Here is a 13,349-nt window from a genome sequence, read left to right as displayed (position 1 = left end):
GTTCAGACGAACGGGACCGGCGCAGGTCCACCGGTCCCGTTCATCCGTATGAGGAAGCCGCAGGTCAGCCGATACGTTCCAGCACCACCGGGGTGGGCGTGAAGTCCGTGCCGGGGGCGGCGATGTCGAAGGAACCCCGCACCGCCTGGAGGGCGTAGTCGAAGCGGTCCGGGGTGTCGGTGTGCAGGGTCAGCAGGGGCTGTCCCTCGGTCACCGTGTCGCCGGGCTTGGCGTGCAGCTCGACGCCCGCGGCGGCCTGCACCGGGTCCTCCTTGCGGGCGCGGCCGGCACCCAGGCGCCAGGCGGCGATGCCGATGTCGTAGGCGTCGAGGCGGGTGAGGACGCCGGAGGACGGGGCGGTCACCACGTGCTGCTCGCGGGAGGTGGGCAGCGGGGCGTCCGGGTCGCCGCCCTGGGCCGCGATCATGCGGCGCCAGACGTCCATCGCCGAGCCGTCGGCCAGCGCCTTGGCCGGATCGGCGTCCTTCAGGCCGGCCGCGTCCAGCATCTCGCGGGCCAGGGCGAGGGTCAGCTCGACCACGTCCGCCGGGCCGCCGCCCGCCAGGACCTCCACCGACTCGCGGACCTCCAGCGCGTTGCCCGCCGTCAGGCCGAGCGGGGTGGACATGTCCGTCAGCAGCGCGACCGTGCGCACGCCGTGGTCCGTGCCCAGGCCCACCATGGTGGAGGCCAGCTCACGGGCGTCCGCCAGGGTCTTCATGAAGGCGCCGGAGCCGACCTTCACGTCCAGCACCAGGGAGCCCGTGCCCTCGGCGATCTTCTTGGACATGATGGAGGAGGCGATCAGCGGGATCGCCTCGACGGTGCCGGTGACGTCGCGCAGCGCGTACAGCTTCTTGTCGGCGGGGGCCAGACCGTCGCCCGCCGCGCAGATCACCGCGCCGACCGAGTCCAGCACGTCCAGCATCTCCTCGTTGGAGAGCAGGGCGCGCCAGCCGGGGATGGACTCCAGCTTGTCGAGGGTGCCGCCGGTGTGGCCGAGGCCCCGGCCGGACAGCTGCGGTACGGCCGCGCCGCAGGCCGCGACCAGCGGGGCCAGCGGCAGGGTGATCTTGTCGCCGACGCCTCCGGTGGAGTGCTTGTCGGCGGTCGGCCGGGACAGCGTGGAGAAGTCCATGCGCTCGCCGGAGGCGATCATGGCCGCCGTCCAGCGGGCGATCTCACCCCGGTTCATGCCGTTGAGCAGGATCGCCATGGCGAGCGCGGACATCTGCTCGTCGGCGACCTCGCCGCGGGTGTACGCGTCGATGACCCAGTCGATCTGCTCGTCGGTCAGCTCGCCGCGGTCCCGCTTGGTGCGGATGACGGAGATGGCGTCCATGGCCATGGCTGGTGGCTTCCTTCCGGGAGGTGCGAAGGTGTACGGCCCCCCTGAGGTGGTCAGGGGGGCCGTACGGGAATTACTTGGTGAGATGGTCCGGGCCGAAGGCCTGCGGGAGCATCCCGGACAGCGGCAGGACGCCCTCGGGGGTGTCCAGGAGCAGCTCCGGGCCGCCGAACTCGTACAGCAGCTGGCGGCAGCGGCCGCACGGGACGAGCAGCTCGCCCTCACCGTTCACGCAGGTGAAGTGGGTGAGGCGGCCGCCGCCCGTGCGCTGCAGCTCGGAGACCAGGCCGCACTCGGCGCACAGGCCGAGGCCGTAGGAGGCGTTCTCGACGTTGCAGCCGGTGACGGTGCGGCCGTCGTCGACCAGGGCCGCCACCCCGACGGGGTAGCCCGAATAGGGGGCGTAGGCGTGCACCATCGCCTCCCGGGCCGCGGCGCGCAGCGCCTCCCAGTCGAACCCGCCGTCTTCCCGGCTCACTTGCCCTGACCCTTCCGGTACCGCATGCCGTCCGCCTTCGGCATCCGCAGGCGCTGCGCGGACAGCGACAGCACCAGCAGCGTGACGACGTACGGCGTGGCACCCACGAAGTCGCTCGGCACCTCGTCGGTGAACAGGTACCAGACCAGCACGGCCGCGGCCACGACCAGGCTGATCACGCCCTGCCACATCACCTTGCGGTACAGCTTCCACCCGGCGAGGGCCACGAGCAGCACGACCAGCAGGAGCAGCAGCGCGTGCACGGTCGTGCCGCCGTTGCGCAGCTGGAGGGCGTCGGAGTAGCCGAACAGGCCCGCGCCCATGGCCAGGCCGCCCGGCCGCCAGTTGCCGAAGATCATCGCGGCGAGACCGATGTAGCCGCGGCCGCCGGTCTGGCCCTCCAGGTAGGTGTGCGAGGTGACCAGCGCGAGGAAGGCGCCGCCGAGGCCGGCGAGGCCGCCGGAGACGGCGACGGCCGCGTACTTGTAGCTGTACACGTTGACGCCGAGGGACTCCGCGGCGACCGGGTTCTCACCGCAGGAGCGCAGCCGCAGCCCGAACGGGGTGCGCCACAGCAGCCACCAGCTGCCCACGAACAGCACCACGGCGAGGATGGTCACCACGGACAGGTGGGTGACCACGCCGCCGAGGATGCCGGCGAGGTCGGAGACCAGGAACCAGTGGTGGCCCTCGATCGACTGGAGGCCGTCGGACAGGCCGGGGACGGTGACGTCGGGCAGGGCGTCCACGGGCGGGGACTGCTTCGGGTTGCCGCCCGCGTTGGCCGCCGCGCCGTCGGTGAAGCAGAGCTTGGCGAGGTACTGGGTGGCGCCGAGCGCGAGCAGGTTGAGCGCGACACCGGAGACGATGTGGTCGACGCCGAAGGTGATGGTGGCGACCGCGTGCACCAGGCCGCCGAGGACGCCGAAGCCGATGCCGCACAGCAGGCCGAGCCAGGGGCTGGACTGCCAGCCGGCCCAGCCGGCGCCGAAGGTGCCGAGGATCATCATGCCTTCGAGGCCGATGTTGACCACGCCGGCCCGCTCCGACCACAGGCCGGCGAGACCGGCGAGGCCGATCGGCACGGCGAGCCCGAGGGCGGCGCCGACCTGGCCCGCGGAGTCGAGGTCCTGCGAGCCGGTGATCACCCGGACCGCGGCCAGGAGCAGCAGCGCGCCCGCGACGAGCACCAGGATCTGGCCGAGCGAGCGGCCCGAGCTGCGCGGCGCGGCGTCCGCGGCCTTGGGCGCCGCGGGCGGCGGCGCGTCGGTCATCGTGGCAGTCATCACGCCACCTCCTGCTTCTTCATCGGGGCGGCGGCGACCTGGGCGGCGAGTTCCGCGCCGACCCGCTGCTGCTGGCGCTTGAGGCCGTACCGGCGTACGACCTCGTAGGCGATCACGACGCACAGGACGATGACGCCCTGGATCACGCCGAGGATCTCCTTGTCGTAGCCCTGGAACTCCAGGTGGTTGGTGGTGCGCTCCAGGAAGCCCCACAGCAGGGCGCCGAGCGCGATGCCGATCGGGTTGTTGCGGCCGAGCAGCGCGATGGCGATGCCGGTGAAGCCGATGCCGGTCGGGAAGTCGCTGCTGAACTGGTAGCTGTCGTTGAGCAGGGTCGGCATGCCGATCAGACCGGCCACCGCACCCGAGATGATCATGCTGGTGGCGACCATCTTCTTCACCGACACACCGCTCGCCGCGGCCGCGCTCTCGGACTGGCCGACGGTGCGCAGGTCGTAGCCGAACCGGGTGCGGCCGAGGACGAACCAGTACGCGATGCCGACGAGGGCGGCGATCACGATGAAGCCCCACAGCTCGCCGGCCGGGCCGGTGTCGATGTTGAAGAAGTGCGACGACGACGGCAGCGGCTTGGTGGCGACGACGGTGCCGCCCTGCTGGAGCTGGGCGAGCTTCCCGGGCTGGAGCAGGTAGGCGATGACCGCGGTGGCGATCGAGTTCAGCATGATGGTCGAGATGACCTCGCTGACGCCCCGGGTCACCTTGAGGACACCGGCGATGGCCGCCCACACCGCGCCGGTTCCCATGGCGCAGATCAGGATGAGCAGCACGGAGAGCCAGCCGGGCAGGGTCAGCGCTCCGCCGAGCACGGCGGCGAAGAACGCGGCGAGCCGGTACTGGCCGTCGACACCGATGTTGAACAGGTTCATCCGGAAGCCGATGGCCACCGAGACACCCGCGAGGTAGTAGGTGGTCGCCTTGTTGAGGATGTAGACCTGGCTGTCGCTGGCGAAGCCGTAGGTCAGCATGTCGCTGAAGGCGGGGCCGGGGTTCTTGCCGGTCGCGAGGATCACCAGGGCGGTGATGACGAGCGCGGCGACGATCGCGAGCAGCGGTGCCGCGATCCCGAGGACCAGCCGCTCCTTGTCGATCCGTGAGGTCAGCTTGTTCATCGCGCGTCGTCCTCCGCGTGCTCCAGGTGGCCGGTGACCGCACCCGTCATGGCGGAGCCCAGCTCCTCGGGGGTGATGGTGGCGGGGTCGGCGTCGGCGACCAGGCGGCCGCGGTACATCACCCGCAGGGTGTCGGACAGGCCGATCAGTTCGTCCAGGTCGGCGGAGATCAGCAGCACGGCCAGGCCCTCGCGGCGGGCCTCGCGGATGTGGTCCCAGATGGCCGCCTGCGCGCCGACGTCCACACCGCGGGTGGGGTGGGCGGCGATGAGCAGCTTGGGGTTGTGGCTCATCTCGCGGCCGACGATCAGCTTCTGCTGGTTGCCGCCGGACAGCGAGGCGGCGGTGACGTCGATGCCGGGGGTGCGGACGTCGTACGACCGCACGATCCGCTCGGTGTCGGCGCGGGCGCCCTTGGTGTCGAGCAGCGCGCCGCGGGAGTTGGGCTTCTCGGTGACGTGGCCGAGGATGCGGTTCTCCCACAGCGGGGCTTCGAGGAGCAGGCCGTGGCGGTGGCGGTCCTCGGGGATGTAGCCGATGCCGGCCTCGCGGCGGTCGCGGGTGGCGCTCTGCGAGATGTCGGTGCCGTCGAGGGTGATGGTCCCGGCGTCCGGGTGGCGCATGCCCATGATCGCCTCGACCAGTTCGGACTGGCCGTTGCCCTCCACACCGGCGATGCCGAGGACCTCGCCCTTGTGGATGGTGAAGGAGATCCGGTCGAGGATGACGCGCTCGATGCCGTCCAGGTCGGTCTGGCCGAGGTGCAGGCCGTCGACCGTGAGCATCGGGATGTCGGTGACCGTGGACTCCTCGGTCTCCGGGGTGGGCAGTTCGCTGCCGACCATCATCTCGGCGAGCTGCCGGGGGGTGGTGGAGGCCGGCTCGGCGGTGCCGACGGTGGTGCCGCGCCGGATGACGGTGATCTCGTCGGCGACGGAGAGGACCTCGCCCAGCTTGTGCGAGATGAAGATGACGGTGAGGCCCTCGGCCTTGAGTTCGCGCAGGTTGTCGAAGAGCGCGTCGACCTCCTGCGGCACGAGGACGGCGGTGGGCTCGTCCAGGATGAGCGTCCGGGCGCCGCGGTAGAGGACCTTGAGGATCTCCACGCGCTGGCGGTCGGCGACGCCCAGCTCCTCGACGAGGACGTCGGGGCGCACGTTCAGGCCGTACGCGTCCGAGATCTCCTTGATCCGCGCGCGGGCCTTGCCACCGATGCCGTGCAGCTTCTCCGCGCCGAGGACGACGTTCTCCAGCACGGTGAGGTTGTCGGCGAGCATGAAGTGCTGGTGCACCATGCCGATGCCGCGGGCGATGGCGTCGGCCGGGTTGTGCAGGACGGCCTGTTCGCCGTCGATGGTGATGGTGCCCTCGTCCGGCTGCTGCATGCCGTAGAGGATCTTCATCAGGGTGGACTTGCCGGCGCCGTTCTCACCGCACAGGGCGTGGACGGTGCCCTTGGACACGGTGATGTCGATGTCGCGGTTGGCGACGACGCCGGGGAAACGCTTGGTGATGCCGCGCAGTTCGACGGCAGCGGGAGGGCTGGACGCGTTGATGGCGCACTCTCCTCGGGGAAAGGGGCTGCGTTGGGGAGGGAGGGCAGGCGTCGGCGACGCTAGCGCGGCAACTCCTAGCTACACGCGTAGAGTTGACACATTGTTATGGCTCGGCGAAGGGGCCGCGAACGACTCACCCGCGCCGAGCCGGGGTCCGGTGGACGGACCGGACCCTTGTGGGCCGACGGGTCCGGTGGACGGCCGGACCCCTACAGGTCGGTCGGGTCAGCTCAAGGGGTGGTCTTGACCTTGATCTTGCCGTCGACGATCTGCTGCTTGGCGGCGTCCAGCTTGGGCTGGATGTCCTTGATGAAGCCACCGCTGGTGGACAGGGAGACACCGCCCTTGGCCAGCGAGTAGACGTTGTTGCCGGCGAGCGGCTTGCCGTCCTTGACGGACTGGATGAAGTCGAAGACGCCGACGTCGACGTTCTTGACCACCGAGGTCAGGATGGAGTTCTTGTACTTCTCCATGCCCGGGACGCTGTACTGGTCGGAGTCCACGCCGATCGCCCAGGCGCCCTTGACGCCGTTGACGGCCTCGATGGCGCCGGTGCCGGAGGAGCCGGCCGCCGTGTAGATGACGTCCGCGCCGCTGTCGAGCATGCCCTGCGCGGCCTGCTGGCCCTTGTCGGGGCTGGAGAAGCCGGAGGTGTCCTGGCCGTGGGACAGGTACTGGACGTCGACCTTCACCTTGGGGTTGGTGTCGTGCACACCCTGCACGTAACCGGCCTCGAACTTCTTGATCAGCGGGTTGTCGACACCGCCGATGAAGCCGATGTGGCTCTTCTTGGTCTTCAGCGCGGCGGCGACACCGGCCAGGTAGGAGCCCTGCTCCTCGGTGAAGGTGATGCTGTTGACGTTCTTGCCGTCCACGACCGAGTCGACGATGCCGAAGCTGGTCTTGGGGTACTTCGCGGCGATCTTCTGCACCGACGGGGCGTAGGCGTAACCCACGGCGACGATCGGGTTGTAGCCGGCGTCCGCCAGGTCCTGGAGGCGCTGCTCGCGGTCGGCCTCGGTGTCCGAGGTCTTGGCCGTCAGCTCCTTGATGGAACCGCCGAACTGCTTCTCGGCCTTGTCGGCACCGCGCGCGGCGGAGTCGTTGAAGGACCGGTCGCCACGGCCGCCGACGTCGTAGGCGAGACCGATCTTGACGCCGCCCTTGCCACCGCCCGAAGGGGAGGAACTGGCGTCGTCGGAGGACGTCTTGCCACAGGCAGTGGCGGCAAGGGCGAGGGCTGCGGTGGTGAGACACGCAGCGGAAAGCTTGGCTACCCGGCGCACGGGAAGGCTCCTTCACCTGACCTGAGCGCCATGTCGGCGCTTGAGCCGAACACCCCGGCGGCGACGGCTTCGCGGCATCGTAACGCGCGTAGATGTCGCAAAAAACCCTCTCTCGAAGCCGTTATCGATTCGAGGCAAACAGCATCTGAACTCGAAGTCCGAGCCGTCTGGCGGGGGTGTTGCGCACGGCACACGATTGGCTTGCGGATGTGTTGCGCCGCGGCGGGGGATCCCTTCGGCGGCCGGATGCGGCGGCCCCCGGAGGGGCCGCCCGTCTCAGGCCTGCCGGCCGTCGCTGTCGTCCAGGAACGCGGCCGCGGTGAACATCTCCACGCCGACCGTGATGGCGTGCTCGTCGGCGTCGAAGTCGCCCTGGTGCAGATCGCGCACGGCGCGCTCGCCGGGGCGGCGCACTCCGAGCCGGGCCATGGCGCCGGGCACGTGCTCCAGGTACCAGGAGAAGTCCTCGCCGCCCAGGCTCTGCTCGGTGCTCTCGATGGAGTCCCGGCCCCGGCGGGCGGCCATCGCCCGGCGCAGCAGGTCGGCGGCGTCGCGGTCGTTGACGACGGGGGGCACCCCGCGCACGTAGTTGATCTCGGACTTGGCCCGGTGCAGGGTGGCGACCTCGTCGATGGCCGCGTGCACGATGTCGGGGGCCTGCCGCCACGCCTCCAGGTCCAGGCAGCGGACGGTGCCGGACAGCTCGGCGTGCTGCGGTACGACGTTCGGCGCGTGCCCCGACTCGATCCGGCCCCAGGTGAGGGCGAGCCCGACGCGGGTGTCCACGCGGCGGGCGATCAGCGCGGGCACGTCGACCGCGACCCGGGCGGCGGCGGTGACCAGGTCGGTGGTCAGGTGCGGGCGCGCGGTGTGTCCGCCGGGGCCGTCAAGGGCGATCTCCAGCCGGTCGCAGGCGCTGGTGATCGGACCGTGCCGCAGCCCGATCCGGCCGGCGTCGACGCGGGGGTCGCAGTGCACGGCGAGGATCCGCCCGACCCCGTTGAGCGCGCCGTCCTCGATGGCCGCGAGGGCGCCGCCGGGCAGCACCTCCTCGGCGGGCTGGAAGATCAGCCGTACGGGCCGGGTGAGCAGGCCCTTGGCGTGCAGGTCGGCGAGGACGAGACCGGTGCCCAGCACCACGGTCGTGTGCACGTCGTGCCCGCACGCGTGCGCCCGGTCGGGGACGGTGGAGCGGTACGGGCAGTCACTCTTCGTGTCCGGGATCGGCAGCGCGTCGATGTCGGCGCGCAGCGCGAGCAGCGGTACGGCGGGCCGCTCGCCCTCCTTCAAGCCGATGTCGCACACGAGTCCGGTTCCGGTGGCGAGGACGCGGGGGCGCAGCCCGGCCTTCTCCAAGCGCTCTTTGATCGCGGCGGTGGTGCGGAACTCCTGGTTGCCGAGCTCCGGGTGCATGTGCAAGTCGCGGCGGAAGGCGACGAGTTCGGCGTGCAGGGACTCGCTCAGCACGCCGGGGAGCACATCCCCCGAAAGGCCGGCCTCGGACTCTAGGGACATCAATTGCTTCACCCTCTGAAGGGTAGGACGCCCCGCCGGTCAACTACCCCTCGATCAACAAAAGTTCAGCCCGATAGGGGAAGAAAATCTGACCGCCGGACGCATGGGTGCGGACTCTGATGGGTAAATCCCTCTGTTTTCCTCCTTCCACGGATACCACGGCTCGCCGGGGTCACGCTCGCCATGTCCACGAACCGGACCTCCGGTCGGCCCGCGCCCACTAGGGTCCCCAGCCGTGACCGAAGCGACCGAGGACTTTCTGCAGACGACCCGTACCTCCTACGACACGATCGCCAGGGACTACGCGGACCGCTACCCGTCCGGCCTGGTCCATCCCCTGGACCGGAGCGTCGTCATGGCGTTCGCCGAGCTGGCGCGGGGCACGGCCCCGGTGGCCGATCTGGGCAGCGGACCCGGCTACGTCACCGCGCTGCTCCACGAGCAGGGGGTCCCGGCGTTCGGCGTCGACCTCTCCCCCGCGATGGTGGCGCTGGCCCGCGAGGCCCATCCGGGGCTCCGCTTCCGCACCGGCTCGATGACGTCGCTGGACGTCCCGGCCGGGTCCCTGGGCGGCCTCCTCGCGCTCTACTCCACGATCCACGTGCCGGACGCCCGCCTCCCGGGGGTCTTCGCCGGATTCCACCGTGCGCTCGCCCCGGGCGCCCCGGCGCTCCTCGCCTTCCAGACCCCGAAGCCCGGCGAATCGCTCCCCCGTCTCCACCTCGCGGAACGCTTCACCCACAGGATCGCCCTGGACTACTACTGGCGCTCCCCCGAACAGGTCACGTCCCTGCTGGCCGAGGCGGGTCTCGCCCTGGTGGCGACGGTGCGCCGGGAGCCGTTTGGGGAGGAGACCCGCCCCCGGGCGTTCGTGCTGGCCAGGAAGGCGTAGGGGGCGGGGGCGGGGGCCGCGCCCTCAGCCCGTGGGCACCCCCACCTGCTCCCGCTCCAGCGCGGCCCGCAGCTCCCCCATCGCCCGGGCCGCGACGGCCAGCCGCTCGCCCTCGAACGTGCCGCCCATCAGCTCGGCCAGGCACTCGCCGAAGGTCCCGGCCGCCGCGTCGGCCAGCTCCGCCCCCGCCTCCGTCAGCTCCAGCAGCGACGACCGGCGGTCGGCGGGGTTGGGGCGCCGCACGACCCACCCGCGCTTCTCCAGCCGGTCGATGCCCTTGCTCGTCGCGCCGATGCCGATCGCGAACTCGGTGGCGAGGTCGGCGACCCGGGCGCCGGGGCGGTCGCGGAGCCGGCGCAGGAACTCGTACTGGGACGTGACGATGCCGTGCCGCTCGCGGAGGCGGTCGTTGAGGGCGTTGTACAGGCGCGTCTCGCAGCGCACGAGGTCGTCGAAGAACCCCGCGAGGGCCGGGGCGCCGTCACCACTTGATTTATATGCCACGGCATATAGTGTAGCGGCAGCTATCGACGATCGGAGCTGCAGTCATGAGCAAGGAACAGCGAGCGGCGCTGCGCGCGGAACTGCGTCACGCACCCCAGCCCGAGGGCCCCCGGTCCATCGAGGAACTCCGGGCCGGGTTCCGGGCACTGATGGCACAGATGCGCATACCGGACGGAATCCACACGAAGACAACCGAGCTGGGTCCCCGCCCGGCCCTCCTGGTCGAGCCCGCCGGCCCGGCCCCCGCGCCGCACCCCGGGACGATCCTCTACTTCCACGGCGGTTCGTTCCTCCTCGGCTCGCCCGAGACCGCCCTCTGCCTGACCGCGAACCTCGTGGTCAGGACCGGGATCAGGGCGCTGTCCCTCGACTACCGCCTCGCCCCGGAGCACCCCTTCCCGGCCGCGGTCGAGGACTGCCTGGCCGCCTACCGGGCGCTGCTGGACGGCGGCGAGGACCCGGAGCGGATCGTGTTCGCCGGGGACTCGGCCGGGGGCGGCCTGACCGTGACCACGTGCCTCGCCGCGCGGGACGCGGGGCTGCCGCTGCCCGCGGCGATCGTGGCGTTCTCGGCGGGCCTCGACGCCACCCGGACCGGGGAGAGCGTCGACTCCAAGGCCGGGACCGACCCCTTCTTCACCCGCGAGGGCCTGGAGCGCAGCGGGGCGCTCTACCTCGCGGGGCAGGACCCGCGCCACCCCCTGCTCAGCCCGGCCGTCCACGCCGACCCGGCGGGCCTTCCGCCGATGCTGCTCCAGGTGGGCACGGACGAACTCCTGCTGGACGACTCCACCCGGATGGCCGAGCGCGCGCGGGCGGCCGGCGTGGACGTCGTACTCGACGTCACCGCGGACGTCCCGCACGTCTTCCAGGCCTACTCCGGCTCCCTGGACGAGGCCGACCAGGCCCTGGACCGCGCCGCGCTCTTCCTCACGCAGCACATCCGCTGACCCCTAGAAGTGCTCCACCTTCTGCCCCTCGGGAACCCGGTAGCAGCCGGAGACGACCATCAGGCTCAGCTTGGGCGGGTTCCTCTTCTTCATCTGGGTGATGTGGACGCCGGCCTTCTGCTCGTCGTTGTCCGCCACCAGGGTGAGGTTCTTGTTCCGGCTGGTGTCGGGGCCGTACTCGACGATCTTCCAGCCGTGCTCCGGCATCCCGTCCTTGAGGTGCTGCATCGCGGCGTCGAGATCGCTCGCCGACGCGGGATAGAAGCTCCACTTGTGGAAGATCCGGAAGTACGTGTCCCGGTCCTTGCCCGAGCACTCCTGGACGCCGGGGCCGCTGTCGGAGGCCTTTCCCTTGACGCCGATCAGGTCGTAGAGCCGGCTGGACACGCTCTCCGTCCTGTCGGCGGCGTCCCGTGACGTGCTGGTGCCGGCGGACGGAACGTCGTCGGGTTCCGTGCTTGAGGTCATGCTGCATCCAGTGAGGGTGATGAGGACGGTGGACGCGAGGAGCGCGGCGGCGCTCGTGCGGTTCTTCAAGATCGGCGGGCCTCGCTCTTCCTAACGGGTGTACTTCCAGGTCGGCGTGGGTTCCTTCAGCTGCACGTCCTCCCCGTGTCCGGCGACGACCAGGGCCTGATTGAGCAGACTGTCGGAGCCCTCGTCCCAGTAACCACTGTGGCCCTTCGTGTCGGTGGTCATCTGGTTGGCGCCGAAGCGTTCGTCGCTGGGCACGGTCCAGGGTCCGTCCCAGTCGGTACCGCCGTGGCCGAAGCGGCCGATGTCCGGCACGATGTCGCCGTCCGCCTCCTCGTTCCAGACATGGCCCTTCGGGACGTCCAGCTGCTCCGCCTTCGGCACCGTCACGCCGGGGCTGCCCGCGGTGATCACGTCGTCCGCGTTCAGCGTGCCGTGGTCGGCGGCCGAGCCGACGAGGGTGGTGCCGTACGAGTGCCCGATCACGGTGCGGTGCGGCGGGTCGTCGCCCGAGTGCGCGGCCTCCAGTCCGTCGAGGAACCGGTTGAAGGCCGGGGCGCCGTCGTCCGCGTAGTGCCGGAACGGCGAGTCCTTCACGATGTCCTGCGGGGCGTCGTAACCGAGCCAGGTGATGGTCGAGACGGGCTGTCCGTCGGCCTCGTCGGTGGCCACCCGCCAGGTGGCGGTCATCCGGTCGACGTTGCCGCCGATGTTGCTCAGGTTGGAGGTCGTGCCCGGCACGTAGACGGCCTGGTGCCGGGCCGTGTCCGGGTCGCCGTTGGCGATGATCGCCCGGCCGTTGCCGTCCGCGCTGAAGCCGAGGAGGAAGGCCGGGGGCAGGCCCGTGCGGTGGTCCTTGGTGCCCAGGCCGGTCGAGTCGAAGCGGCTCTGGATGGCCTCCATGCCGTTCAGCGATTTGGTGAGGTGGTCGTAGCGCTCGCCGTACTTGCGGTACCAGTCCATCCATTCGTCGGTGTGCACCTTGGACGGCATCGCCCCGAAGCCGCCGTAGGCGGTGATGTACGTCCACTCGTTGGCCGGTGGCTTCGGCATGCCGTCGAGTTCGATCCGGTAGCGCGCCTGCGTCTCGTCCAGCACCACGCGGTTGGCCTCGTCGCGCACCGTCGAGGGCAGGCCGTCGAGCTTGCCCACGCTGTCGGGGCGCAGGGACAGCCATGCCGCACGCTGCTCGGGAGTGAGGCCCTTCCACCAGGCCGCGTTGTCCTTCGGGCTGCCCTTCTCGGGCGGCTGCGGCAGCGAGTCCAGGTACTTCTTGCCCGCGTCGCTCACCCCGTCCTGGTCCGACTTCACGTCCGACCAGTCCCGGTTGGACACCACCAGGTCGTCGTCCGCCTTCAACGCCCGCAGTTTCGGGGCCCACTTGGCGTCCGCGTCCGTGGCTTCCTTCAGGGCGTCGCCGATGCGGTCGGCGAGTTCCACGGCCTTGCCGAAGTTCGGGTTCGGGTGCATGTTCACGGCCTGGCGCTCCAGCGCGGACGCCGTCGGGTCCGTCGGGCTGGTGCTCGCCCGCACGGTGCCGCCCTCCGGCACCTTGCCGTCGACCTCCTTGCCGCCCGCGGGGAAGGTGACCGAGCCGTCCGCGCCGACCTTGCAGCCCGCCGCCTCGGCGTCCGCCAGGGCCGCCTCCAGCTTCCGCTTGGCCGCGGCCATGTCGAAGGCGAACGCGTTCAACGCGGTGCTGACCAGCGCGCACTCGGTCTGCACGTAGTGGAAGTTCTTGCCGAGTTCCTTCAGCTCGCGCAGGGCCGCCTCCGCCGCCTTGCCTTCGAGCCGGTTGCGTATCGCCGCGCTGATCCCGTTCTCGACGGTGTCCTTGGCCGCGCTCGCGGTGTCGCTGGTCGCCTGGTAGCCGTCCGCGGCCTCCTGGTACTCGGACGGCTTGAGGGCCTTCAGGGTCGCCAGGTCCACG

Annotated in this window: 12 protein-coding genes; 2 read left to right on the top strand and 10 right to left on the bottom strand. The window is 70.9% G+C overall.

What is annotated here, in order from left to right:
- Positions 1–64: 64 nt before the first annotated feature.
- From BLW85_RS24090 to BLW85_RS24060, 7 genes are all read right to left on the bottom strand, one after another.
- Positions 65–1,342, bottom strand: coding sequence for a thymidine phosphorylase (locus BLW85_RS24090; RefSeq protein WP_208624977.1), 1,278 nt, complete (start codon positions 1,340–1,342; stop codon positions 65–67).
- Between the two features lie 79 nt (positions 1,343–1,421).
- Entirely contained in the window at positions 1,422–1,826 is a 405-nt protein-coding gene (locus BLW85_RS40255) for a cytidine deaminase (RefSeq protein WP_275657248.1), read from the bottom strand.
- The gene (locus BLW85_RS40250; RefSeq protein ID WP_074993079.1) at positions 1,823–3,112 is read right to left on the bottom strand and encodes an ABC transporter permease; all 1,290 of its coding nucleotides are present in this window, start codon (positions 3,110–3,112) and stop codon (positions 1,823–1,825) included. Before BLW85_RS40250 ends, BLW85_RS40255 begins: the two co-directional genes overlap by 4 nt.
- Positions 3,112–4,242 (bottom strand): ABC transporter permease, encoded by a 1,131-nt coding sequence (locus BLW85_RS24075; RefSeq protein ID WP_070026183.1) that lies wholly within the window; start codon positions 4,240–4,242, stop codon positions 3,112–3,114. The genes BLW85_RS40250 and BLW85_RS24075 overlap by 1 nt, the downstream gene beginning before the upstream one ends.
- Positions 4,239–5,765, bottom strand: coding sequence for an ABC transporter ATP-binding protein (locus BLW85_RS24070; protein WP_107409168.1), 1,527 nt, complete (start codon positions 5,763–5,765; stop codon positions 4,239–4,241). The genes BLW85_RS24075 and BLW85_RS24070 overlap by 4 nt, the downstream gene beginning before the upstream one ends.
- A 263-nt stretch (positions 5,766–6,028) precedes the next feature.
- Entirely contained in the window at positions 6,029–7,084 is a 1,056-nt protein-coding gene (locus BLW85_RS24065) for a BMP family lipoprotein (protein ID WP_074993077.1), read from the bottom strand.
- A 276-nt stretch (positions 7,085–7,360) separates the two neighbouring features.
- Positions 7,361–8,599: an amidohydrolase gene (locus BLW85_RS24060; protein WP_177330032.1), complete on the bottom strand. Its 1,239-nt coding sequence runs from the start codon at positions 8,597–8,599 to the stop codon at positions 7,361–7,363.
- 235 nt (positions 8,600–8,834) lie between these two features.
- Here BLW85_RS24060 and BLW85_RS24055 point away from each other — a divergent pair, with 235 nt between their 5' ends.
- Positions 8,835–9,491 (top strand): class I SAM-dependent methyltransferase, encoded by a 657-nt coding sequence (locus tag BLW85_RS24055; RefSeq protein ID WP_074993076.1) that lies wholly within the window; start codon positions 8,835–8,837, stop codon positions 9,489–9,491.
- A gap of 24 nt (positions 9,492–9,515) precedes the next feature.
- Here the strand turns inward: BLW85_RS24055 and BLW85_RS24050 are convergent, their stop codons facing one another.
- Positions 9,516–9,995 carry a MarR family winged helix-turn-helix transcriptional regulator gene (locus BLW85_RS24050; RefSeq protein WP_070026186.1) on the bottom strand — a complete coding sequence of 160 codons (480 nt, stop codon included), beginning with the start codon at positions 9,993–9,995 and terminating at the stop codon, positions 9,516–9,518.
- A 44-nt stretch (positions 9,996–10,039) separates the two neighbouring features.
- Here BLW85_RS24050 and BLW85_RS24045 point away from each other — a divergent pair, with 44 nt between their 5' ends.
- Positions 10,040–10,945, top strand: coding sequence for an alpha/beta hydrolase (locus BLW85_RS24045; RefSeq protein ID WP_074993075.1), 906 nt, complete (start codon positions 10,040–10,042; stop codon positions 10,943–10,945).
- 3 nt (positions 10,946–10,948) lie between these two features.
- On the opposite strand, the gene BLW85_RS24040 is transcribed toward BLW85_RS24045, so the two are convergent.
- Both BLW85_RS24040 and BLW85_RS24035 read right to left on the bottom strand, forming a co-directional pair.
- Positions 10,949–11,413 (bottom strand): hypothetical protein, encoded by a 465-nt coding sequence (locus BLW85_RS24040; RefSeq protein ID WP_239697777.1) that lies wholly within the window; start codon positions 11,411–11,413, stop codon positions 10,949–10,951.
- Positions 11,414–11,503: 90 nt separating this feature from the next.
- Positions 11,504–13,348 (bottom strand): alpha/beta hydrolase, encoded by a 1,845-nt coding sequence (locus BLW85_RS24035; protein ID WP_070026189.1) that lies wholly within the window; start codon positions 13,346–13,348, stop codon positions 11,504–11,506.
- Position 13,349 lies beyond the last annotated feature (1 nt).

The sequence above is a fragment of the Streptomyces misionensis genome (assembly GCF_900104815.1).
In the GTDB taxonomy this organism is placed as follows: Bacteria; Actinomycetota; Actinomycetes; order Streptomycetales; family Streptomycetaceae; genus Streptomyces; species Streptomyces misionensis.
This window is presented reverse-complemented; position numbering and strand designations above follow the sequence as displayed.

Coding starts and splice junctions, on each gene's coding strand:
- BLW85_RS24040 (WP_239697777.1), bottom strand. CDS start 11,413: ATGACCTCAAGCACGGAACCCGACGACGTTCCGTCCGCCGGCACCAGC.
- BLW85_RS24060 (WP_177330032.1), bottom strand. CDS start 8,599: ATGTCCCTAGAGTCCGAGGCCGGCCTTTCGGGGGATGTGCTCCCCGGC.
- BLW85_RS24075 (WP_070026183.1), bottom strand. CDS start 4,242: ATGAACAAGCTGACCTCACGGATCGACAAGGAGCGGCTGGTCCTCGGG.
- BLW85_RS24090 (WP_208624977.1), bottom strand. CDS start 1,342: ATGGACGCCATCTCCGTCATCCGCACCAAGCGGGACCGCGGCGAGCTG.
- BLW85_RS24045 (WP_074993075.1), top strand. CDS start 10,040: ATGAGCAAGGAACAGCGAGCGGCGCTGCGCGCGGAACTGCGTCACGCA.
- BLW85_RS40250 (WP_074993079.1), bottom strand. CDS start 3,112: ATGACTGCCACGATGACCGACGCGCCGCCGCCCGCGGCGCCCAAGGCC.